23 protein-coding genes are annotated in these 23,006 nt (G+C 36.1%); 20 read left to right on the forward strand and 3 right to left on the reverse strand.

The annotated features are described in order from the left end of the window. Window positions 1–154 precede the first annotated feature (154 nt). Window positions 155–2,038, forward strand: coding sequence for a ribosomal protection-like ABC-F family protein (abc-f, locus tag GH715_RS11720; RefSeq protein ID WP_153835429.1), 1,884 nt, complete (start codon window positions 155–157; stop codon window positions 2,036–2,038). A gap of 130 nt (window positions 2,039–2,168) precedes the next feature. Here the strand turns inward: abc-f and GH715_RS11725 are convergent, their stop codons facing one another. After that, complete coding sequence (locus tag GH715_RS11725; RefSeq protein WP_153835428.1) at window positions 2,169–2,567, reverse strand: hypothetical protein; 399 nt, start codon at window positions 2,565–2,567, stop codon at window positions 2,169–2,171. 149 nt (window positions 2,568–2,716) lie between these two features. On the opposite strand from GH715_RS11725, the gene GH715_RS11730 reads away from it, so the two are divergent. The 4 genes from GH715_RS11730 to GH715_RS11745 all read left to right on the forward strand — a co-directional run bounded on the left by GH715_RS11730 (window position 2,717) and on the right by GH715_RS11745 (window position 4,322). Continuing rightward, window positions 2,717–3,151 (forward strand): hypothetical protein, encoded by a 435-nt coding sequence (locus GH715_RS11730; protein WP_153835427.1) that lies wholly within the window; start codon window positions 2,717–2,719, stop codon window positions 3,149–3,151. A gap of 98 nt (window positions 3,152–3,249) precedes the next feature. Continuing rightward, window positions 3,250–3,975 (forward strand): DUF998 domain-containing protein, encoded by a 726-nt coding sequence (locus GH715_RS11735; protein WP_153835426.1) that lies wholly within the window; start codon window positions 3,250–3,252, stop codon window positions 3,973–3,975. Next, entirely contained in the window at window positions 3,976–4,140 is a 165-nt protein-coding gene (locus tag GH715_RS11740; RefSeq protein ID WP_163578622.1) for a DUF4177 domain-containing protein, read from the forward strand. It abuts the gene before it with no gap. Between the two features lie 20 nt (window positions 4,141–4,160). Beyond that, window positions 4,161–4,322 carry a hypothetical protein gene (locus tag GH715_RS11745; RefSeq protein ID WP_228760297.1) on the forward strand — a complete coding sequence of 54 codons (162 nt, stop codon included), beginning with the start codon at window positions 4,161–4,163 and terminating at the stop codon, window positions 4,320–4,322. Window positions 4,323–4,904: 582 nt separating this feature from the next. On the opposite strand, the gene GH715_RS11750 is transcribed toward GH715_RS11745, so the two are convergent. After that, on the reverse strand, window positions 4,905–5,228 hold the full coding sequence (locus GH715_RS11750) for a MazG nucleotide pyrophosphohydrolase domain-containing protein (RefSeq protein WP_153835425.1): 324 nt from the start codon (window positions 5,226–5,228) through the stop codon (window positions 4,905–4,907). 147 nt (window positions 5,229–5,375) lie between these two features. Between GH715_RS11750 and GH715_RS11755 the strand changes: the two genes are divergently transcribed. The 4 genes from GH715_RS11755 to GH715_RS11770 all read left to right on the forward strand — a co-directional run bounded on the left by GH715_RS11755 (window position 5,376) and on the right by GH715_RS11770 (window position 7,228). Further along, window positions 5,376–5,729, forward strand: a complete 354-nt coding sequence (locus GH715_RS11755; protein WP_240469384.1) for a hypothetical protein — start codon at window positions 5,376–5,378, stop codon at window positions 5,727–5,729. 39 nt (window positions 5,730–5,768) lie between these two features. Further along, a complete protein-coding gene (locus GH715_RS11760; RefSeq protein ID WP_153835423.1) occupies window positions 5,769–5,948 on the forward strand; it encodes a hypothetical protein in 180 nt (59 codons plus the stop codon). 95 nt (window positions 5,949–6,043) lie between these two features. Further along, window positions 6,044–6,640 (forward strand): AAA family ATPase, encoded by a 597-nt coding sequence (locus GH715_RS11765; RefSeq protein WP_153835422.1) that lies wholly within the window; start codon window positions 6,044–6,046, stop codon window positions 6,638–6,640. Between the two features lie 30 nt (window positions 6,641–6,670). Next, entirely contained in the window at window positions 6,671–7,228 is a 558-nt protein-coding gene (locus GH715_RS11770; protein ID WP_153835421.1) for an isochorismatase family protein, read from the forward strand. A 48-nt stretch (window positions 7,229–7,276) separates the two neighbouring features. Here GH715_RS11770 and GH715_RS11775 read toward each other — a convergent pair whose 3' ends face one another. Next, window positions 7,277–8,428 carry an AI-2E family transporter gene (locus GH715_RS11775; protein WP_153835420.1) on the reverse strand — a complete coding sequence of 384 codons (1,152 nt, stop codon included), beginning with the start codon at window positions 8,426–8,428 and terminating at the stop codon, window positions 7,277–7,279. A 269-nt stretch (window positions 8,429–8,697) separates the two neighbouring features. Between GH715_RS11775 and GH715_RS11780 the strand changes: the two genes are divergently transcribed. From GH715_RS11780 to GH715_RS11830, 11 genes are all read left to right on the forward strand, one after another. Next, on the forward strand, window positions 8,698–9,168 hold the full coding sequence (locus GH715_RS11780) for a histidine phosphatase family protein (RefSeq protein WP_228760296.1): 471 nt from the start codon (window positions 8,698–8,700) through the stop codon (window positions 9,166–9,168). Window positions 9,169–9,172: 4 nt separating this feature from the next. Then, window positions 9,173–10,444, forward strand: a complete 1,272-nt coding sequence (locus GH715_RS11785; protein ID WP_153835419.1) for a hypothetical protein — start codon at window positions 9,173–9,175, stop codon at window positions 10,442–10,444. Window positions 10,445–11,052: 608 nt separating this feature from the next. Next, window positions 11,053–11,349 (forward strand): WXG100 family type VII secretion target, encoded by a 297-nt coding sequence (locus GH715_RS11790; protein WP_018932434.1) that lies wholly within the window; start codon window positions 11,053–11,055, stop codon window positions 11,347–11,349. Between the two features lie 205 nt (window positions 11,350–11,554). Continuing rightward, window positions 11,555–15,139: a type VII secretion protein EsaA gene (gene esaA, locus GH715_RS11795; protein WP_153835418.1), complete on the forward strand. Its 3,585-nt coding sequence runs from the start codon at window positions 11,555–11,557 to the stop codon at window positions 15,137–15,139. Window positions 15,140–15,152: 13 nt separating this feature from the next. Further along, window positions 15,153–15,614: a type VII secretion protein EssA gene (gene essA / locus GH715_RS11800; RefSeq protein ID WP_276208111.1), complete on the forward strand. Its 462-nt coding sequence runs from the start codon at window positions 15,153–15,155 to the stop codon at window positions 15,612–15,614. A gap of 12 nt (window positions 15,615–15,626) precedes the next feature. Then, entirely contained in the window at window positions 15,627–15,896 is a 270-nt protein-coding gene (locus GH715_RS11805; RefSeq protein ID WP_018932437.1) for an EsaB/YukD family protein, read from the forward strand. A 19-nt stretch (window positions 15,897–15,915) separates the two neighbouring features. Next, window positions 15,916–17,202 (forward strand): type VII secretion protein EssB, encoded by a 1,287-nt coding sequence (gene essB / locus GH715_RS11810; RefSeq protein ID WP_153835416.1) that lies wholly within the window; start codon window positions 15,916–15,918, stop codon window positions 17,200–17,202. Between the two features lie 263 nt (window positions 17,203–17,465). Continuing rightward, window positions 17,466–21,911, forward strand: a complete 4,446-nt coding sequence (gene essC / locus GH715_RS11815) for a type VII secretion protein EssC (RefSeq protein ID WP_153835415.1) — start codon at window positions 17,466–17,468, stop codon at window positions 21,909–21,911. 13 nt (window positions 21,912–21,924) lie between these two features. Beyond that, window positions 21,925–22,344, forward strand: a complete 420-nt coding sequence (locus tag GH715_RS11820; protein ID WP_018932440.1) for a YwqH-like family protein — start codon at window positions 21,925–21,927, stop codon at window positions 22,342–22,344. Beyond that, window positions 22,345–22,644, forward strand: coding sequence for a TIGR04197 family type VII secretion effector (locus tag GH715_RS11825; protein ID WP_153835414.1), 300 nt, complete (start codon window positions 22,345–22,347; stop codon window positions 22,642–22,644). It begins immediately after the preceding gene. 18 nt (window positions 22,645–22,662) lie between these two features. Beyond that, window positions 22,663–23,006: T7SS effector LXG polymorphic toxin (locus GH715_RS11830; RefSeq protein WP_240469386.1), on the forward strand; the 344-nt coding region annotated here is incomplete at its 3' end.

Below are 23,006 nucleotides of genomic sequence, written 5' to 3' on the forward strand. Positions count from 1 at the left end.
CCCCATATATATGGATGTATTGTAAGGAGAGCTTTTTCATGCTCTTCTTTTTTTATGGCTATAGAACGGAATTTTCGGAAGGTCTATAAAACGCCATGGGAAGAAATGTCTTCTCATGGCGTTTTTTTATATTTTTTTAGGAGGATATTAGAAAATGATTGTATGCAGTGTTAATAAAATAGCGAAAATGTACGGCGGGAATTCTATTTTTGAAGATTTATCATTTGAAATAAAAGAAAATGGACGTGTTGGCTTAGTTGGCCGAAATGGTGGCGGGAAAACAACGTTAATACGTTTACTGGCAGGTATTGAGACACCTGATGCAGGGCAAATCCATTGGCAAAAGGGAACAAAGATCGGTTATCTTGAACAGATACCTCAGTATCATGAGGCAACAACAGTAAAAGATGTACTAAGATATGCCTTTTCCTCTTTACTACAAACAGAGGAAAAAATGGAAAAATTAGAGGTGGAGATGAGCAAGGAAACACACCCGGATAAGCTAGATAAACTGATCACTGAATACGGCCAATTACAAGATCAGTTCAGCCTTCACGGTGGTTATGAAATAGAGTCCCGAATTGAGGGGATTGTACGAGGGTTAAACATTCCCTTATTACTAGACCAGCCTTTTTCCAAACTAAGTGGAGGAGAAAAAACAAAAGTCGGATTAGGTTACATGTTACTCCAACAACCAGACTTGTTACTCTTGGATGAGCCAACGAATCATTTGGATTTAATGGCAGTTGAGTGGCTTGGTAATTTTCTTCAGGAATATAGTGGAACAGTCCTTATCATTTCACACGATAGGTATTTCCTTGATGAGGTTGTTAACAAGATCATTGACTTAGAAGATGGAGAAGTAAATGCCTATCATACTAATTTCTCAGGCTTTGTTAAGGAAAAAGAGGCAAAACTATTACGAGAATTTCATGCCTATGAGGAGCAACAGAAGAAAATAAAAAAAATGAAGGAAGCGATCAAACGATTAAGAGATTGGGCAAATAGAGCCAATCCACCAAATGCGGATCTTCATAGAAGAGCTAGAAATATGGAGAGAGCATTAGAAAGAATGGAAAAATTACGACGACCAATAGTAAACCGTAAAAAAATGAGCCTTCAAATGGATGGAGCAGATCGAAGCGGCAATGATGTGTTACTTCTTAAAGAAGTTTCAATAGCCTTCGATGAAAAGCTGTTATTCCATGATCTTAATATGCACATATCCTATCAGCAACGAGTTGCCGTTATCGGGGAAAATGGAACAGGCAAAACAACATTGATTAAATTAATCTTGCAACAATTGGAGCCTGACCAAGGAGAAGTGAGGGTTGGCAGCAATGTCAAAATTGGTTACCTTTCTCAGAATATATTTTTTGATGTACAAGACGAAACAGTTATCGAGACATTTAGGGATGTGGTAAAAGTGGCTGAAGGAGAAGCTAGACAGATTTTAGCAAGGTTTATGTTTTATGGATATGATGTATTTAAAAAAGTTGCTCAGCTTAGCGGAGGAGAAAGAATGCGTTTAAGGTTAGCACAGATGATGTATCAAGATATTAATCTGCTTATTCTCGATGAACCAACGAATCATTTAGATATTGACTCGAGAGAAGTGTTGGAAGAAGCGCTGGAAGGTTTTCAAGGTACTATTTTAGCTGTTTCCCATGATCGTTATTTCCTTAATAAGCTATTTACAAAAATATATTGGATTGAAGCCCAGACTCTCTACTACTTTGAAGGAGATTATAATTGGGCAAAGCAGAAAATGATTGAATATAGAGGGGAAGAAGTCCAGAAACGTACTGAAAAAAAGAAGAAATCATCCTTACAGAAAGATTCATCATCAACTAATCAGCGTATGGAAAATAACAATTTAGAGAAAAAAATAGAAATAACAGAGGAAAGAATAATAACGATAGAAAAGAAACTGCTGGAAACGGACGATTTGGAGAAATTGCAACAATTGCATCAAGAAAAAGAAGAACTCGAACATGAATGGGAGAAGCTTTTGGAGCAATTAGAGAAGCGTTATTAAAAAAAGAGCATTAAAATTCAATTCCTTGGATAAATGATGATATCCAGGGAAGAGAGTTAATTATCCCCGGAAGGACTCACCTCCCTCCTTTGGATAATTGGTGAGATTCAAGGAAGCCAGAGGATATAAACTATTTATTTATTTTTCTGAAAGCAGTTGCGATAGCGCCTGCAATGGCTCCCCATATTGCATTGGTAATCAGCACACTAACAATTGCAAAAGGATTCGCTAATGGTCCTTGCAACTGCCCCGTTAAAATTGGTGAAAAGATTCCGCTTATTATAATGGCTAGAATACCGTAACCTATTCCAACAAAGGTTAGTGTTAGTAGAGGCTGTGCTTCATTCTGTAGAACAACTACGATGATCCAAATCAAAGTAATAAGAATCGTTGCAGTGATACTTACGAACGGTTTTCCGATCGCCTCGGATATTCCAGACATACTCAAAAAAGGTCTAATAAGTGCTATCGAAGAAAGAATGAAAATAAGTTTCCAATTGAGTGATGCTTGAACATTTTGCTTTTTCATAAATAATTACTCCTTCATCTTTATTTATTACAAAACTTATACTAAGGCTTATTCCTTAGAAAAAAATAAATAATTTCTTAACTATTTATTAAATGTATTTTTCGAATATCAAATGAGTGAGTAGGAAAACTAATATAGAGGTGAAAGTGATGAAAAAAATAGTAGCACTAATATCTTTGGGGATTTTCATTCTTGTACCACACCAATTATATGCTCAATCTGAAGTTGCATGTCCCAAATTAGAAAATCTACAGGAAACAACGATCAAAGATAAGGATGATCTTCTTAAAAAATTAAAACAGATTGTTGATCAAACTTACGTTGAAGGTGAATATGGGCATATGTACTCTGAATGGGAGTTAAGAACAGCTCTCCCTTTTCTAGAGACGATTGGTCGTGAACAGGAGGGAATATATTATGAGATGGCTAAAAACTTTTGCAGCCAAGAAGTTGCGGATAAATCATGGTTAGTCAGGTTGTACTTTCTTAAATGGGAAGGGTTAAGTGCCAGTGCTTTAGAAGGTCAAATTTTTTTAGCGAAAAATAAAGAGGATAGATGGTTTGTTTGGTTTAGGTATCATTAATAAAAGGATTGCCGAGCGTGGCAATCTTTTTATTTTAATGAGAGTGAATTGGAATTATATGCTAAAATGATTTTAAGAATATAATTGGGAGGGATGTAATGTATACATCTTACATTTGGATGGCTGCACTAACCGTTATCTCGTTTCTTATAGTTTTGCTATTACGGAATCAACGCACAATCATTGCGAGAATTGGTTTTGTCAGTTGGATATCATTAAGTTTGTATTTCATATTTGAGTATATCGTTATTCAAGCAACTACTGCACCATATCATTCTCTCGACCAACCGATGAGTGATTTAGGTGTTACATCATGTGGAACGAATACCTATCCACTCGCACCGTATGAAATTTGTTCGCCATACCATTTGTTAATGAATTGGACATTTGCGGTTACAGGCATTGTGATATTTGTTGGCGCTATAGCTTTACATCAATTTTGGCCAGATAATAAGAAGACAAGCATAGCTACCGTATTATTGGTAATCTTTGGACTTAGCTATAACATTTCCGGCATTATTCCTGCTGATATAAATTTTCTTTGGCATACGCTTGGTTCCATGCCAGGTATGATTGTTCAAATTCCTGCATTAGTACTAATAAGTATTGCAATTCGAAACGAAAAGCCCTCATTAGCCATTTTTACTTGTATTTGTACCGTAGTTACCACATGTTCACTAATACTTCTATTTTATCAACCTCCATTCATCAGTCTTCCAGGTGGACTTTTGCAGAGAATACTTTATGGTGCGGTCTATTTCTGGATGGTAATTACAGCGGTTGTTCTTTGGAGGAATTTAAACTTTGAAAGGAGTGGAAGGTAAGTGAATCAATACGAATATCGAGTTGAAGACATTCAAATTCAATTGAAGGCTAATACTAATTTCAGTGAAGTAATGACTGACAAATTAAATGCACTAGGTCGAGAAGGATGGGAACTGTCAGGAGTTAATGGAATGGTATTTTATTTTAAAAGGGAAGTAACTTGATTCGGGGGGGAGAAGTATAAGTGTTATTTCAAAATAAAAAGTTAAAAGTTCGGAAAATAGAAAAAGAAGATAGCTACCAATTAGCAAAATGGCTTTCCAAACCGTCAGTTCTTGAGTTTTACGAGGGAAGAGACAATCCCTTTGATTTAGAAAAAGTTAAAAAAGATTTTTATCAGCAATAGGCGAGAAGACTCCCACCTCAAGGAATGAAAATGCGTAGGTGGGAGATGAATCGCCTTCGGACAGGGGATGGCTTTAGCCATCTCCATTGTCCGATTGTTCGAGTGCCATTACTATAATTGAAAGCTAGCTAGAGTATGAGTTTCTTCCCCTAAAATGATGTATCCACCATGCAATATATAGTATAATAGAAAACCGTAGGGACTACGGGGATAGCTTGGTAAAGAAGAGAAACCACTGTTAGGGAAGAAATAAACTAATAAGTACGCTCTGTTCCCAAGAATCCCCCACTTCAAACATCCTGAAAGGAGGTTAAGTGGGGGTAGTTCAAAAAACCGACTATTGTTCAGACACAATTATTCGGTATTCATCTAACTATATTTGGTGGTTTTCTCTCACTTCACCTAACTATAATCGGACTACTAATAATGTTATTAGGTTTGATAATTGGTGTATTTGCAAGCTTTAGTGAAGATTAAAAAATCTCATTCTTTAATATGAGCTGATGAAATCTTCAACAGCTCATATTTGTCTAGCAAAGTAAAAAGAAAGCCTTGTACCATATAAATAGTTTGCCAGAATCATTACTTATTTGAATTAAAACGTTTATCTAATTTATCGCGGTGAGATTGAAAAATTGTTTCGAGTGGAATTTCGTATTTGTTGGCAATCACGATGATATTACCAATAACATCACCAAGTTCTTCTGTTAATTCTTGCTTGTGCTGTGACATGGTTCCTGGCGATTCATCTGGTCTATCCCTGCCAATTTCCAAAGCTCTTATAGCTCTAGCGACTTCTCCTGTTTCTTCAGCTAAGAAACCAATACGTATGAAAATATCTAAATCTGTCCACCCCCTTTGATCATAATGTTCCTTTACCCAATCTTGAAATTCGTTAACATTCAAATTTGATTACCTCCTTTGTCGTCGCTTCCTCTAGTTTAAAACAAAAAAGTATATGTAGTAAATTATGGGAATTTTAGGTGTTAAAACCTTTTCTGATGAGTTACAATTATTGGAGAATGATTTTTCGAGAGATTAGGTTGACAGGGTGTGATAGATTTGGAAATAGATTATGATTCATTAATCACGTTCCTTATTATGTGGGGAACACCGACTATTATGGTTATAAGTGCTTATATAAGAATGGATTCAGAGGATAGGGCTTCTGCCAAGCAAGATTTAACATCTCCTCAATCTATTTTTACGGTAGGTTTTCTTTTGATTGGCCACTTTGTCACGTCTGTTGGAAATCTTTTTGGGATTCATTTTATCAAATATATGGGAATTGTCATCTTGGTTGTGGGTGGTGTTACCTGTACGTTAGATGTCTGGAAGAAAAGTAAAGTCAAGGGGGCACTAGTACCAGTGCTTATTTCAGTAGCTATTTATTTTTTGATTGTATAAAAGAGTTTTTATTATTTAGGAGTTAAAGGTGGAAATATTATGTTTAAAGACTTCAAAAACAAGCGTTATTGGATACTTATGCCACCGTTTTTAATAACTTCGATTATTCTTGCAATCTATTTACCTCCAAAATTAAAGCCATTAGCGTTATTGTCTGTAATTGTATTCTGGATTGTTTATTATGTTTGGAATTATTTTGGTAAAAAAAAGAGCAGATGAAAATTAATAATGAAATAAATAGAACATTGCCTCTTTTTTAGCGACTTCATTAATTTAATATATTCACTATTTCTACAGGAAAATAGGTGGTTTAATTGATTATTTGGCTAAATGGAGCATTCGGGGCAGGAAAAACGCAAACATCATATGAATTACATAGAAGAATTCCTCATTCTTTTGTGTATGACCCAGAAAACGTCGGTTTTTTTCTAAATAAGAATATACCTAAGAATATATGCAAAAAGGATTTTCAGGATTACAGTATTTGGCGCGAGCTAAATTATACTACTTTAAAATACTTAGATAGTGAGTATGACGGAGTGATTATTGCTCCAATGACTATTGTAAATCCGCAGTATTTTGAAGAAATCATAGGCAGACTAAGAAATGATGGTGTCACAGTACATGATTTTGTATTATGGGCATCAGAAGAAACGTTGAAGAAAAGATTAAGAAAAAGAGGTGAAAGAAAAGATTCATGGGCTGAACAACAGATAGATAGATGTATTAAAGGTTTAGCCAATGATATTTTTCAACACCGGATAGACACTGATTATATGTCGATTGAACGTGTAGCAGAAACTATTGCTTCCCAATCAAACATTGAATTACTCCCTGACAACAGAAACAAATTCAAAAAAAAGCTAGATAGAATAAAAACGCAAATAAAGCATATTCGCTTTATCAATTAGTTAACTAGTAATATCAAAGGAGGAGAAATATTGAAGCAAACGTTATTGGTAATCGATGCTCAGCAAGACTTAATGGAAGGAAGTACGGAAGAACAAGGTGTGTTTGATAAAGAACGAATCATTACAAATATTAATACAGTTATTCAAAAAGCGTTAGATGAGAGAATCCCAATTGTTTTTATAAGAGATTTAGATGTTGCCAGTGGTGAAGGTCCAGGGTTTCAGATACACAAAGATATAAACGTGCCAACCACGGCAGTGATATTTGACAAAGAAGCTACTAATTCATTTTATGGTACTCCATTAAAAGAACATTTACATCATGCCAACGTAGAACATCTTGTGCTAATGGGGTGTAAGACGGAGCATTGCATTGATACAGCTGTTAGAACGGCAACAATCAATCGCTTTGACGTAACACTAGTTGGTGATGGACACTCTACATCTGAATCCCAACACTTGGCTGCACAACAAATCATCCAGCATCATAATGAAACACTTCATGGTCATTATAATGTAGACAATTTTTCAATCGTTAGGAATAGTGATGAAGATTTGTTTAATCCCATTCATGATAGATACCGTTAAGAATGGGAAAAGCATCTGTTTTCATTACAAAGAAAACAGATGCTTTGATCATTCTTCGATTTCATAATGTCCACGGTCATCTCCAAAATATTTGTTATATCGTTTTTTGAATTTGTGGAACAGATAGGTTACGATAACTTTCACAATCGCATAGCCAGGAATTCCGAGAATCACTCCGAGGATACCGAATAAATTTCCGGCAATGAGTAGAACGAGAATAATGGTTAATGGATGAACCTTCATCGTTCTTCCCATAACATTAGGTGATACGAAATTACCTTCTAGAAATTGTACTGCAATCCATACAATAGCTAGCTTTAATAACATAAATGGTGAACCGACAATCGCAATAATAATGGCTGGAATGATGGCAATGGTTGGACCTAAATAAGGCACAACACTCGTAACAGCTGCAACAATTGCTAACGTAAATGCGTAATCAAGGCCGATGATGAGATATCCAATAAATAGCAAGATACCAATTACAGATGCAACAATGATTTGACCTTGGATATAGGAACCTACTTGGGTATCCATATTAGATAAAATTTGCTTCATATCATCACGAAACTTCGGTGGAAATAGTTTTATACAAAATTGTTTGAACTTCTTCCCATCCTTTAACAGGAAAAATAATACGAATGGAAAGGTTATAATGGATACAACAGTAGTGGTTATGGTATTTGCAATATTTTGTATCCCTTGAAACCCAGTAGTTAAATAATTTCCGATTATTTCTGGAAGTTCTCCTAATCTTTCCATCAGCCAGTTGTAACCATCATCATAATATGGTCCTAAGAAAGAGTTTTGAATCCATGTCGTCATGCTATCTCCAAGTTGACTTAAATAGTTTGGAAAGTTCTCTACTAAACCTTTTACCTGTGCTTCAATAGCAGGTGCGGTTAATAAAATAATACCTGTTAATGCTCCACTAATACCGAGAATCAGAATAATAATGCCCCAAATTCTCGGAATACGAATCCGCTCTAACAAATCTACGATCGGGTTCAATAGATAGTAGGCAATAAAGGCTAAAATAACTGGTGGTGCCAGTGTAGAAAAAATAACCTTCAGTGGGTAAAAGATAAAAGAAACCTTCGAATAAATGAAAATTGTAATCCCAATTAGAATGAAGAAAGTTAAAATATAAAAGATATTTTTACCACCAAGAAACTTTAAAAACCGGTCGGATGACTCCATTATTCTGCATCTCCCTTATTTATGTAATATAGTTTTATCTATTTCATTATAGTAATAATTATATACCAAATATTATCATCATAGAGGTATACTTCCAACAATTTTAAAATGAATGAAAAGTAATTATATGGTATTATTTCAAATGAGAGGAGGAAACATGTTGACAACAGTCTTATATATGGTACGTCACGCAGCATCTCCTTTCAAATTAGGGGAAGAGCCGCGGTTTATCGCGAGAAGGACAAATAGCTGCTAGGAAAGTAACGGCATTGTTAAAGGATATAGATATAGCAGCAATTGTTTCAAGTCCGTATACAAGGGCAATTCAAACTGTTCAAGGACTTGCCACTTACAAAGCATTAATCATTAAAGAGTACGAAACATTAAAGGAAAGACCAATTAAAGGATTAGAATATAGACTTCCTGAACAAGAACTATTAATGGCAATCGAGCAATCTTTTAACAATAAAGCATTTTGCTTAGAAGGTGGAGAATCTATCCTACAGGCTCAAAGACGTGCAATTCCTACTATTTTGCAATTGATTAAAGAAAACAAAGGAAAGAATATAGTGATAGGGACACATGGAAACATCATGACAATTATTATAAACTATTTTGATAAGCGTTATGGATATGATTTTTGGAAAAGTACCTCAAAACCGGACATCTATAGACTAACTTTTGATGATAATAATAGTTTAACAGAAGTAGAGAGAATATGGAGTGAAATGGAGGGTTAACCATATGGATGAAAGAATCAAAAAATTAATAGAGTTGACAAAAACGAAATTTGGACTAGGTAATTATTATTTAAAACGATATAGTATTGAACGAAACCTTACTATTTTTAATGAAACGAAATATATTTTAAGCATGGAATGGTTTCCAGATCAAGTGACTGTAGATGAGGATGATGAATTAAATCCAGAAGGCACAGCTGTTATTGAAATGGATATACATACTCAACAATTTAATAGTGCCATTTTTGTAGGAGGAAAAACATATGCAGACAATGGTGTAACATTTGACGATTTGGACATCAATATCATTACAAACTGGATCGAAAAAGAAACAAGATTAACATATGGCAAACATTTTCAATTGAAAAAGGAAGAGGAAAATAGACTTTTGTTTGAAGAATGTATCGATGGTATTGCTGTTTCACCTGGAGGTTTCATAGATGTTGAATGGGATAGTAAAGGCCAACTTACTTCGTTTACTGTTCATGGCAATTTCCCTTCAAAAGCACTAGTAAATGAAGAAAAGTATACACTCTCACTGCAAAAAATGGAAGAAATCGCAAAAGAACAGTTGCAGTTAGTATACTTTCCCTCCTTCGAAAAGGAATGTTTAATTCCTGTTTATGCGGTTGAGGAGTCTTATATTACAAATGAAAACAGGTCAATCATTCCTTTTCAAAGGATGGATGACAGAGGGGCTTTCGTAGATGTGAATCAAATACTGGATTGGCAAACACCACTTGACGAAGCTTTTGAAAGGAAAGAGATTGATTGGAATCAAGAAATTACAACAGAACAAGCATTTGCACAAGAGCCGTCTCCTGATGCTGTTCCAATCAGTCCCGAAGAAGAGAAAGAATCTGTACAAGCTGTCATTGATTTTTTACGAAAAGTATACCCAGATGATACTGGCAAATGGAGATTACATACACTTTCGCGGAAAAATGGCTATCTTCATGCGTTACTGAAATTAGAAAGCCAAACGAACCTTGTGTTTCAAACGAAGTTGCTTCTTGTTATCGATACAACAACTAGTCAAGTCGTCCATTTTATGGACACACAGGATATCGAGGAAATGTTTGATTCCTTTCAAAAGCTCGGAGAAGTAAGGGTAACCAAAGTTGATGCATATAACAAATTAAAAAAGGAATTTCAATTGAAGCCATGTTATGTATTTGATAGGAAAGAAAATCAATACCTCTTATGTGGGGCGTTTGATTGTCATTATGGAATTCATGCAATAAACGGTGAAGTCGTTGCATTAAACGAGTTATAAAACTGCTCCATCTTAGCTTAATATTTCTTCGGAATATGATGCTTCCCTCGCCTGGATACATAAAACCGTGGGGAGGGATAACTCACTATTTCCATTTTCACCCCGGATGAAAATTACATTTCAAATGGACCATCTCTGTAAATTTTTTTTCGAACTATTAGCCCCATTTCTTTCTAGTAATTTCTAAATATATATAGGTAGTGCGGAAAGTTAACGTTAATGATCACTGACACTTTATATCCATTCATAGATAAATTGCTTCCAATTCATAAATTTAAAAAGAGATAAGTTTAAAAGATAAATAGGATAATATATCCATTAAAAAATCCTTAATTCAAAGTATTCTAAAACATTCGATTTAACAGTTTCCTTAAAATGTAAAAATGAAGGGAACGAAAAAAATCAAAATATGTTGTATTTTGTCAAAAAGGCTAGTTTTTTAGTGAAAAACATCAATGTTTTGTCGACTTAATCATGGATTAGGTATATTGTTCTGTTTTTGTAATATTATGGGATTATCTGTTGACTTTAAATGTTAGAATCTTCTAATCTAATAATCAGAAAGTACTTAGCTTTCACCTATCTTTTTAAAAAGGGAGATGAAGAAAATGGCAGGACAAATTCGTATGACGCCTGAGGAACTAAAATCACGAGCAGAAGTATATGGTCAAGGTTCAGATCAAATCAACGAAGTATTAAGTAAATTGAGAAATTTACAAGAACAACTACGTGGAGAATGGGAAGGTCGTTCATTTGAACGCTTTGACGAACAATTCCTTGAGTTAGTTCCAAAGGTTGAAAACTTTTCACAACTTTTATTAGAGATTCAAACTCAATTGAAAAGTACAGCTCAGGCAGTTCAGGAACAAGACGAAGCACTTTCTCAAAATTTTGGTCTTAGATAACTAAGTGTATTTGTCGAAGGAATTAGTTTTATGATTTTAGGTCATGAGCTACACGATAATTACTAGCGTGTAGCTCCTCATACTGCCTTTTTAATTATATCCCCTTATGTCATTATTTCCTTCATATATACGTTTTTTAAAATATATTATGGTGCTTACGTAAAGTATCTTTATTATCGAAATAATAGGTAGGAGATGTCAAAACATGAAGAAAAAAATCTTACAGCTGTCCATTTTTTTGGTGCTGATTCTAACATTAATAATAGGTTTATCTTATGTGTCACTAGATCGTGACACCACTTCTCAAGATGTAGATATACAAGAAGATAGAATGTCGATTGCCCTTGTCAACGAAGATGATGGCGCAACGTTTGATGGAGTGGAATTAGGTTTTGGTGATGCATTTGTCCAAAGCATTAACCAGAATAACCACGAATGGTTTGTTGTTAGTCGCGGTGTCGCGGAGAGTGGATTAGAACGAAATACATATGACATGATGATTGTGATTCCGAAAGATTTTACCGAAAAAGCATTATCAATTGATTCAGAGTCTCCGGAACAAGTGGTATTAAATTATAAAATCAATGCTTCAGACAGTGAGGCTGTTCGAGCTCAAGCAGAGGAAACAGCAAGTAACATATTAAACGATTTTAACCGTCGAATTATAGATGTTTATTTTGCAAGTGTAATTGGTAACCTGCAGGAAGCTCAGGATAATGTTGCGAATTTTGTAGAAGAATATGAAGAACTAACCTATACCTATAATAATGCAGTTCATAATCCATTATCCAGTTATACCAACCAATTCACCATGATAAAAGATAATACAGAAGTCTCTAAAGATTCTTTTGGTGGTTTTGAAAATACATTGAATTCATACGAAGAAAACTTAGTGGAACAATTAGGTAGCTTTGAAGACTATCAATCTAATATTCAAGATGTAGAAGAAACACAACAATCCAATAGTGCGATACACAATGACTTTGCAGAACAATTAAATGGCTTTCAGAATGGTTTAGATAATGGCGATGTCAACAGCCAACTTAAAAACCTTCAAGATACTAATGATTACATTAATGCACAATTTCAACTAAATAATGAAAATCAAGAGGATCCTCTTGAAAATCTTGCATTTCACACTAGAGGGTTACAAAATCGTTTGAATACCGCATTACAATCAATTGAGGAAGAACAAGAGAACTTTGATATAGTGGCGATAAATAGTAACGTTAAAGAACGCTTAGCGACGTTTATCGACGAAGCGTTTGATGGAAATGATCAAGTGACAGCATTGTTAGCTTCACAACAAGATAGATTGCTAGATAGGGTGGAAGATCAAATTGCGCAATTACCTTCTCTGGACGAAGAAGCATTAGAAGAAAGTGATCTTTCCCCGGAAATGATTAAAGAAATACAAAATGTCATGAAAGTAACAAAAAAATATAATGATGAATTTAACGAAGTCTATCCGGTTAATCGTGATTTGATATTACCGGAACATATTCAAGCGTTAAAAGAAGATTTAAATATAAATGGTGTAGAACTGAAAGATACTGTCATATTACCGGAGTCGGAAAAGCCACTGAGAGAATTTAAGGTTACCGATATTCCGGAAGGCTTTGCCATTAGCAGACTATCAATCCAACTTCCAGATGGGGAAGACCATACAATTTATAATTATCAGGAAAATGACGAAATCGAATTACCTACCTATCAGAACGGAAAATTCACGGTAACGTTAACACTTCGATTAAAAGATGATTATCTGGATCAACCGTTAGATGTATATGACATGAAGCGATGGAAGTGGGAGTTATATCAAATTGATGAAGAAGATGCTGAACAATTGGAACAAGATGATGAAGCTGAAGAAGAAGAACCTATGACGGAAGAACCTACTCAAATAGTTGCTAGTTATACTGTTGCTCAACCGGTAGATGATACGGGAGAAACAGACGAGGATACTGAGACAGATTCATCAACTGACCAGGATGATGGACCAGGTAATGATGATCAGAATAATAATCAAGAAGATTCAAGTAATTCAAATGACGGCGAAAACGAGCACGATCAATCAGATGAGAATACTGGAGAAGACAGTGATGAATCCAATCAAGATGGAGAAAATCCAGGGGAGAATGATGGATCTGAAGAAGGAAGTGAAGAAGATCCAGTAGAAGATGATGGCTCAACTGGTGAAGAGGAAGAAACCCCAGGTGAAGACGGTGAAAACAATGATGAAGAAGAAAATCCTAATGAAAACGAGGAAGAGCAGAAAGAAATTGAAATAGTAGAAATAGATCATCATTATATTCGTCATACCGTTAAAACACCAGTGATTGATGATGCTACAGAAGATTTAATCCGTGCTGTTGAAGATACTATTGCACCATATCAAAGATTATTAGCATCTTATGAAGCATACTTTGGCTTAGATTTGGCCTGTAATGATGTAGACCCTGATTCTAAAGATTGTGCTAGTGTAGATCAGGATGAAAGCTTAACAGAGCTGGCATCAGATCAATCATTATACGCACTGTTTAATAAAGATGTTGGAGAATTACTGACAGATTATATTGCAGATCAAGTAATTGCTGATGTAACGGAAGAAATAAGAGAGCCTTTAGCGAACTATGAAAAACAAATGGAAGAATACCGTCGTTATATTAATACAACGATAGCACAAGCTGATGAATTAGCATCTACCGTTGTGAATACAAGAGAAGCAGCCCGTATTTTAAATGAAAATCTACAGGCTACATTAGAGAATATCACGGAATGGAGAGAACAAAGTCTAAGTTTGATAGATAGCCAGTCAGAAATACAAAATACAAACGAGCAAGAACAGCAAATGGTGATGTCACTTAGTGAAGGGTTCCAACCGGTATTTAGTCAAAGTCAAACTCTTGCAGATCAAGCATCCAATAATCTCAATGAAGCAGAAACCGTTTATCAAACATTTGAGCGAATCGATGAACAGGCTGATACGATTCAGCAGAGTGGCTCAGATCTAATTCAAGAGGCTGAAGTACTTGCTACCAATATGACAAATAAATTAATGAGTGATCAGGAGTTTGTAGATAACTTCACCAATGTGATGGCAAACAGCAGAATCGGCGATAGACAAAATGAAGACTTATATGATTTCTTGGCTAATCCGGTAGAAACAAGAAATGAAGGAGTCATTGTTGAAAGAGCCGATACATTTACAGCCTATTTCCTTGTCTTGATCTGTTTCCTAGTTGCCTTGTTTACAGGCTATGGAATTTCAACTATTAGTCAAAAACGAATGGCAGAGAATCAATTTGAAGAGGAAAAATCTATCGTAAGCCAAAATGGTTTAATCACTGGTATCATCGCTTCTGTCGGAGTGTTAGAAGGGCTAGTATTAGGTTTAGTGTCCGCTTATTTACTTCAAATTAGTGGCGGAAAGTTAATTCTTTGGACCGGGTTACTGATTTTAATTATGTTTACCATGGTTCTCACAGCAACTTATTTACTACGACAACTGAAGATGATCGGTATGTTCCTTTTACTTGGTGTGTTGAGTATGTACCTATTCTTAACAAATGCTTTAACGAACAGTTTATCTGGAGTAGGAGATTGGCGTGATTTTTCTCCATTACAATATGTCGAACGATTATTAAACAGAGTAGTACAAGGATCGTCTGATTACGGGTTTATCGTATTTGGTCTAATTGTGATCGCGTTACTTGCTGTATTAGCCAATCTGTTAGTTGTTACGAGAAAATCTAGTCAGGTAACAGAGGATGATGAGAATGTTGCTTAAATCGATAAGCAAAATGATCTTAATTTGTTGTTTGTTTCTTCTGCTGATGCCTTTGTCTGCGTCAGCAGAAGATAACGATGAGAGTAAAGGAAAAATCAACTGGAAAATTGATCGGATCATGGAGAATGACTCTAAAGAGGAACGCAGTAAAAGGGAGACAGAATTAGAGAAGAGGTTTCCGGAATTATTTCAAGAAGAGACTACAGAGGTCATATCATCCATTAAAGAAGAAAAGCAGGATTCAATAGACAAATTAGAACAAGATTTATTTGCTACTGAAATAGAGGCGAATACCATGATTGATGATACGAAGCAAGCATTGTTTACTCAGGATTATGTGGCACCTGAAGCATCAAGTTCAACGGAAGAAGAAGAGGGCAATGAAAGTTCTTCATTACTAATGACTGGATTTGTAGGTCTTGCTTGTCTCATTGGTGGAGGCATGTATCTAATGTTTCAGAGATTAGCTGACTAGGAGTGGTACAGGATGAAGAATAGTCATATTGATGTAACGATTGATTTTAGCGAATGTGGTGTTGGGGGGAGTTATGATTTACGCATTCCCGTTCAAATTACAGTGAAACAACTGTTAATGGATCTCATTGACACATTAAAAATCGACCAGTTAAAGGAATCAAAGTCTGCCTTTAAAGTGAAAACAAAAGGTCTCGTTCTAGTTGACGACGATATGTTAATCGACTATCCCGTGACTAGTGGTGATATTATAACTGTACTATGTGAAGGTGCTACTAGATAGAAGAAGGAGCAAGTTAAAAATGAGAGAAAAAACGATTGAGTTTAATAAACTGTCCCTCCCATTCACTATTAGTGATGACAGATGGGAGCTGCGCTTAGCTAAATCACAAACACGAGTGAAAGATCCCCAGCAAATTCGAATGTTAACAGGGGCACCAGAGGAAACATTTGTCCCTTTAGAAGTGAAAGAAGAAGGAGATGCTTTCACTTTTTCCTTTTTTATTGATCCAAAAAAGAAGCAGTGGAAAGATTTGCAGCGGCTTCATCGGCATGAAAAATTACGTCTGCTTTGTAACCTTGCCAGATTGAACAAGTACCTGTCGTCTCGTTTAACCTTTTTTATACATCCTGATAATCTGCTGTTTGACGATAACCTTGAACCTCATATGATTTATCGCGGTGTACGAAATATTATTCCTCCTTTTGAAATGGAGGAACAAGACTTTCTGAAACAATTAAAGTGTTTTAGCATTGCGCTACTCTCCAATAAATATACATTTGATCAGTTATACAACGGAGGATTAGTAAAAGCAAAAGACACGGAATTTGAAAAAAAGGTTCATCAACAAGAGGATCTTGAGCAATTTATTGATTATTTACAGACAACTTTTAGCGCGGAGCAACAAAAAACAGAAAAAACAATGAAGTTGGTTCCTACTAGACGTTTCTTGTTATTTAAAAGACTTGCCATTTCATTTATTATCATTGCCGTTTTATTAGCAGTGCCACTAATTTACATTGGCTTAGTAAGCCTACCATATCAACATAAATTATTGGATGCTCATGAAGAATATTTAGCATCTAATTACAGTGAAGTAATAACGACGTTAAATGGTGAAGATGCCGAGGATCTGCCTCGGGCAACCAAATATATTCTTGCTTATTCATACGTTTCTTCTGAACAATTATCAGAAAACGATAAAAACGTGATTATGAAAAATATCAGTTTAAATAGTGATCAAGATTATTTACTATATTGGATTTACAATGGTCGTGGCGATTTTGAATTAGCGATGGATAAAGCAAAATATTTAGATGATCCGCAATTGATCATGTATGGATTGATCCAACAGTATGAACAAGCGAAAAATGATCCCAATTTAAGCGGAGCAGAACGTGATGAAACGGTTAGTAACTTAGAAGATGAGTTACAACAATATTGTGAAGAATATAATTTATGTGAAGATGAAGAAAACCGATTTGATAATGGAACAGGGTCTGAGGAAGATTTGGAAACAGAAGAAAGTGAACAACCGATAAGAGAGGAAGATCTCCCTTTAGAAAATACGGAGGAAGAAGAGTCTTAGATAATAATACGTAGTCTAACGGACAGACTTGGCACAATAAGCAAAAAATTGTCCATAACAGCTAATTTTATGGACAAAAAAAGAACAAAATGAGAAAAACTGTCAATAGGAACTGATCTAATGGACAAAACGTGGACTTTGAGTGAAAAATTGTCTGTAAGAATCGTTGTTACGGACAGAAAAAATCAAAAGAGTAAAACTGTCTATAAGAGCTACTCGGTTAAGCAATATTCATGTGGTTTAGTGAAGAGAGGAAGGAACAGATGGTACAGAAAACACTTGTGGTAAATTACGGTGAGCAACTTCATAAAACTGGATTATCTGAAGGGTCACCAAAAGATATAACAGTGGGAAATGATTGGGCGGATACGATGACTTTCTTGACGCTCGATCAATCAATCTCAGTGAAGTGGGATGGTGAATCTTGCTTTGTAGATGATCAGCGATTGGAGCAACAACGACAGCTATCCCTTTCAAATGGTGACAACATTCATTTTTATTTAACGGATAGAGAGAATCGACACTTGTTTGATATTGCAGCAAAACAGCACATTTCGATAAGTAAAAATGAATATGATGATCTGGTAATCGAAAATGTCGAGGCTGATCTGCTTCTTTTTCGTGAGCAAGAAGGGTTTCGATTAGAAGTACATGGCGGAGTAGTATTTCATAACTTTTCATTTACCAATGGAAACAACTACGTCGAGCCGGGTGATCAGCTTTTCTTTGATGGAGTAACCGTGATTGTTCGCCAAGAAGATATCGAAGTGATACCGTCAGGAAGACGTGTTACATCTAAGCTTGTCCCACTTACGGATAAGGAGGAGCAGTTTAGCCCTGACTATCCTGATTATCATCGTTCTCCTCGGATTATTTATCGGGAACCAGAAGAGAAGAAGACCATCGCAAAGCCTTCAGGTAAACCGAACAAACCGAGTGAACAGCTAGCTCGAACGATTGTACCACCGCTTGTGATGATCATAGCGTTGATCATTGTGTCACTTATTCAACCAAGAGGGGTCTTTATTGTTGTGATGCTAGCAATGACAGTGACAACTATCATTTTCTCTATCACGTCATATGTTAAAAGTGTCAAACAGTATAAAGCAGATATGAAGCACAGAAATAAGACTTATCGTGAATATCTGGAACGGAAAACAAAGGAACTCTATCATGCAACGGAGGAACAACGCCATGCCCTATCCTATCATTATCCAGATGTAGAGGAGATTCGTAAATTAGTTTTGGATGTGAATGCCCGAATATATGAGAAAACGATGTATCATCATGATTTTCTTCACTTTCGTGCCGGATTAGGTGATGTCGATACAAGCTTTGAAATTGAATTTCGCGAAGAAGAGTTTACTCAAGATAAAGATGAGTTAGTAGATGCAGCAAGAGACTTACGCTCACAATTTCAAGGACTATCTCAAGTACCGGTCATAACATCGCTGACAAAAGGGCCTGTCGGTTATATTGGACAGCGTGAGCTTGTGTTGGAGCAATTGCAGTTGTTAGTCATTCAGCTTTCCATGTTTCATAGTTATCATGATATACAGTTTATTAATATTTTTCCTGAAGACGAAAAGCCTCAATGGGACTGGATGCGCTGGCTGCCACATGCAAGCTTGCAGGATCTGAATGTTCGAGGATTTATCTATCATGAACGTTCTAGAGACCAAGTACTGCATTCCATGTATCAAGTCTTAAAAGAGCGTAAGCAAGTGTTAGAAGAAAAGGCGAACTCTCAGGAAAAAACTATTTTCACACCACATTACGTTATTTTGATTACCGATGAAAAACTGATTTTGGATCATATCATCATGGAGTTTTTTAATGAAGATCCGAGTGAATTAGGGGTATCTCTTGTATTTGTGCAAGATGTCATGCAGTCTCTTCCGGAACATGTCAAAACCGTTATCGACATTCGCGACATGAAGACGGGAAATATTTTGTTAGAAGAAGAAGAATTGGTTAATAAAAATTTTGTGCCAGATCATTTTCCAGAAGGATTTAACAAAGAAGAGGTTTCGCGAGGTCTGGCACCGTTAAACCATTTACAAAGTTTAAAAAATTCAATACCAGAAAGTGTTACCTTTCTTGAAATGTATGGCGTAGAAAAAGTCGAAGAGTTAAACATTAGCGGGCGTTGGGTAATGAACGAAACCTATAAAACAATGGCCGTTCCATTAGGATTGAGAGGGATTAATGATCTTGTCCAGCTTAACCTGCATGAGAAAGCACATGGTCCACATGGTTTAGTGGCAGGTACAACTGGATCTGGTAAGTCCGAAATTATTCAATCCTATATTCTGTCACTTGCAGTTAATTTTCATCCTTATGAAGTTGCCTTCCTCTTGATTGACTATAAAGGTGGAGGTATGGCTAATTTATTTAAAAAAATGCCGCATTTACTTGGAACGATTACCAATCTCGATCGTACACAATCTATGAGGGCATTAGCTTCTATCAAAGCAGAATTGCAGAAACGTCAACGTCTATTTGGCGAACATGACGTCAATCATATTAATCAATATCAGAAATTATATAAGCAAGGAAAAGCAAGCGAGCCGATGCCGCATTTGTTCCTCATTTCGGATGAGTTTGCCGAATTAAAAGCGGAACAACCAGATTTTATGAAAGAATTAGTCTCTACAGCCAGAATTGGCCGTTCACTAGGGATCCATTTGATTTTGGCGACTCAAAAGCCAAGTGGTGTAGTCGACGATCAAATCTGGTCTAACTCCAAATTTAAACTGGCATTAAAAGTACAGAATGCTAGTGATTCCAACGAAGTATTAAAAACACCTGATGCAGCAGAAATTACTTTGCCAGGTCGTGCTTATTTGCAGGTTGGGAACAATGAAATCTATGAGTTATTCCAGAGTGCCTGGAGTGGAGCAGATTATGTAGCCGATAAAGAGGATCATGAATATGTAGACACGACCATTTATGCGATTAATGATTTAGGTCAATATGACATCCTAACGGAAGATTTGAGTGGTTTGGATAAGAAGGAAGAAGTGGAGAGTGTACCAACTGAATTGGATGCGGTCATTGACCATATCCATGACTACACAGAAGCACAGCAGATTGAACCATTGCCAAGACCATGGTTGCCGCCATTACCTGAACGAATCTATGCGAATGACTTACATGATGTGGACTTTAAGGAAGCATGGAATGAACCTAAGAAACAGTTGGAAGCAACAATTGCTATGTTAGATCAGCCAGAATTACAACAACAAAAACCGTTATCGGTCAACCTTACCAAGGATGGGCATATTGCCGTCTTTTCCAGTCCGGGATACGGAAAGTCTACCTTTTTGCAAAGCTTGTTGATGGATCTTGTTCAGCAGCATAATCCAGAACATTTGCATGTATACTTATTAGATTTTGGTACCAATGGTTTATTACCACTGAAAGACTTACCACATGTCGCAGATACAATATTGCTGGATGAAACCGAAAAAGTAGAAAAATGGATTCGCCTGCTTACTAGTACTATTTCTGAACGTAAGAGAAAATTAAGTAGTTATGGCGTTGCAGATATGGAAATGTATGAGAAGGCAAGTGGCGAAACGATCCCGAATTTATTCCTGATGATCGATAACTTTGACTCTGTGAAAGATGCTGATTTTGGAGATGAGTTTAACAAGCTGATTACTCAGATAGCTCGTGAAGGGGCAAGTATTGGTATCCACTTAGCGATTAGTGCTGGACGTCAAAGTGCCATGCGTATGCCAATATTATCGAATATTAAGCGACAAGTGTCACTATATTTAATTGATCCAATCGAAGTTCGTACCATTGTCGGCAAAACAGATCTAGAAATTGAAGAGATACCTGGACGGGGGATACTGAAGCTGGATGAACCTGCGTTATTCCAAACGGTATTGCCTGCTGAGGGAGAAGAGGCTCTGGATATTATAGAGGGCATCAAACAAATCGCAGAAGATATGGAAGCATTCTGGGATGGAGAGCTCCCAGAGGAAATTCCAATGATGCCTGAGGGTGCAATTGAATTTGAAGCATTTAAGCAGAAAAAGAAAACGAAGAAACTGGTGGAACAAAGCCAGTTACCACTTGGATTGGACTTTGAAGACGTGGCACCACTAGGATTTGATCCGGAAAAAGACGGTTTCCTAACAGTTGTCAGTGATCGAAAAGATGGTCTGGATAAAATGACAAATGCGATCACGAAGAGTATGACATTGCTGAGGGAACCATATCAAACAATGCTTATTGACACCATTGACCAAGGTTTATCAGAAGTTGGAGCAACGATGAATGCCTATATTTCTGATGACGATGGCATCACAGTTGTAAAGCGAAATATTCTAACAGAAATTAATACTCGCACCAAAGGTGATCATAATGGTGTGAAATGGATGATTATGATTAGGGATTTAAAAGACTTTGCTGAAAGAAGTCTTCTGTTAGAAGAGGATCTATCGGTTTTATTTGAACAAGGTCCAAAGGTAGATGTACATTTTATTGTTTGTGGAGATTCCAGTTATATTAGCACAAGCTTCGAAAAGCCAGCGAAAGTGGTTCGAAAATTATCGAATGTAGGTTTAGTTAGCATGCGTCTAGGTGATCAAGATGTCTTCAGTCAGCCATTTATTCGCAAGGAAACCTATCCTGCGGCGTATGAGGCCTATTACGCAAGAGATCATCAACATATTAAAATAAAAGTTCCGCGATAAGGAGGAGGAATTGATGAGTTCGTTAAGTTACTTACGTTGGAGAAAAAGTTCTGTACAAAGCCAAATACAATCCAATCGATCTTTAATATCTAGTACGGAGGATAAAATAGCCCGATTACGTCAAGCATTAAGCGAAATATCATCCAGCTTGTCAGATTTACAATCCGTAAAGAGTTCCATTAATAGTCTTTCGATTGATTTGAACAGCTGGCGCGGTAACGAAGAAGATAAGTTTGAAGACAAGTATGATAGCTACAAGGATAGCGTCAAAACATACGTATCTAAAGTAGAAGATGCCAAAGAGGCGATTCATGATGACATCAGGAGATATGAAGCAGAAAAGGCATCCTATCAATCTAGTATCAATAGTTTGCAATACTCACTTAATTCTTTAAATTGGCAAATAACTCAAGCGCAAAGGGAGTTGAGCTAAATGTCTAAAGAAGTCTCGATTAATATGAGCGTATTTCGTGCTAATGTAGCGAAATTAAAAACTGCATTAGCGGATATTGAAACAAATACAACAACTAACTCTTTCAGTAAAACGAATATTGAACCGTTCACGAAGGATTTGGAGAATGTAATAGAAGCGATGGAATTGTTGGAGCAGTATAAGAATATTTTAGAAGCAGATGTATCTACATTAGAACAAACTGGTGAACAAATGAGAGAAAAAGATGAAGAATTGGCTTCAGTAAATCATCCTATTGTTGGTCCACAACCAATACGTTAGGAAAGAGAGGGATATTCCATGGGACATAAAATTGATCTGTCAGAAGTGATCGACTTCTCGGATGAGTTTAAATCAAAGTCTGAAGATATAAAAGATAGTCTTTCAAAAGTGGAACAAGACATAGAAAAAATCTGTAATATGACTACTTTTTCAGGGGAAACTGCAGATCAAGCCAAATTATATTTTAGAGACCTTCATCTTACTGTCTTAACAACATTTGATGGAGTCTTTACGGATTTATATGAGAATTTGAACAAACATATTGAGACCTTCCAATCAAGAGTAGATGAAAGTAGTAGCACCATTATAGAAAGTAATTATGTTAGAGATACAATGGAAGATGTCAATGAGGACTATGAAGC

The organism is Gracilibacillus thailandensis (assembly GCF_010994055.1).
Taxonomy (GTDB): Bacteria; Bacillota; Bacilli; order Bacillales; family Amphibacillaceae; genus Gracilibacillus; species Gracilibacillus lacisalsi.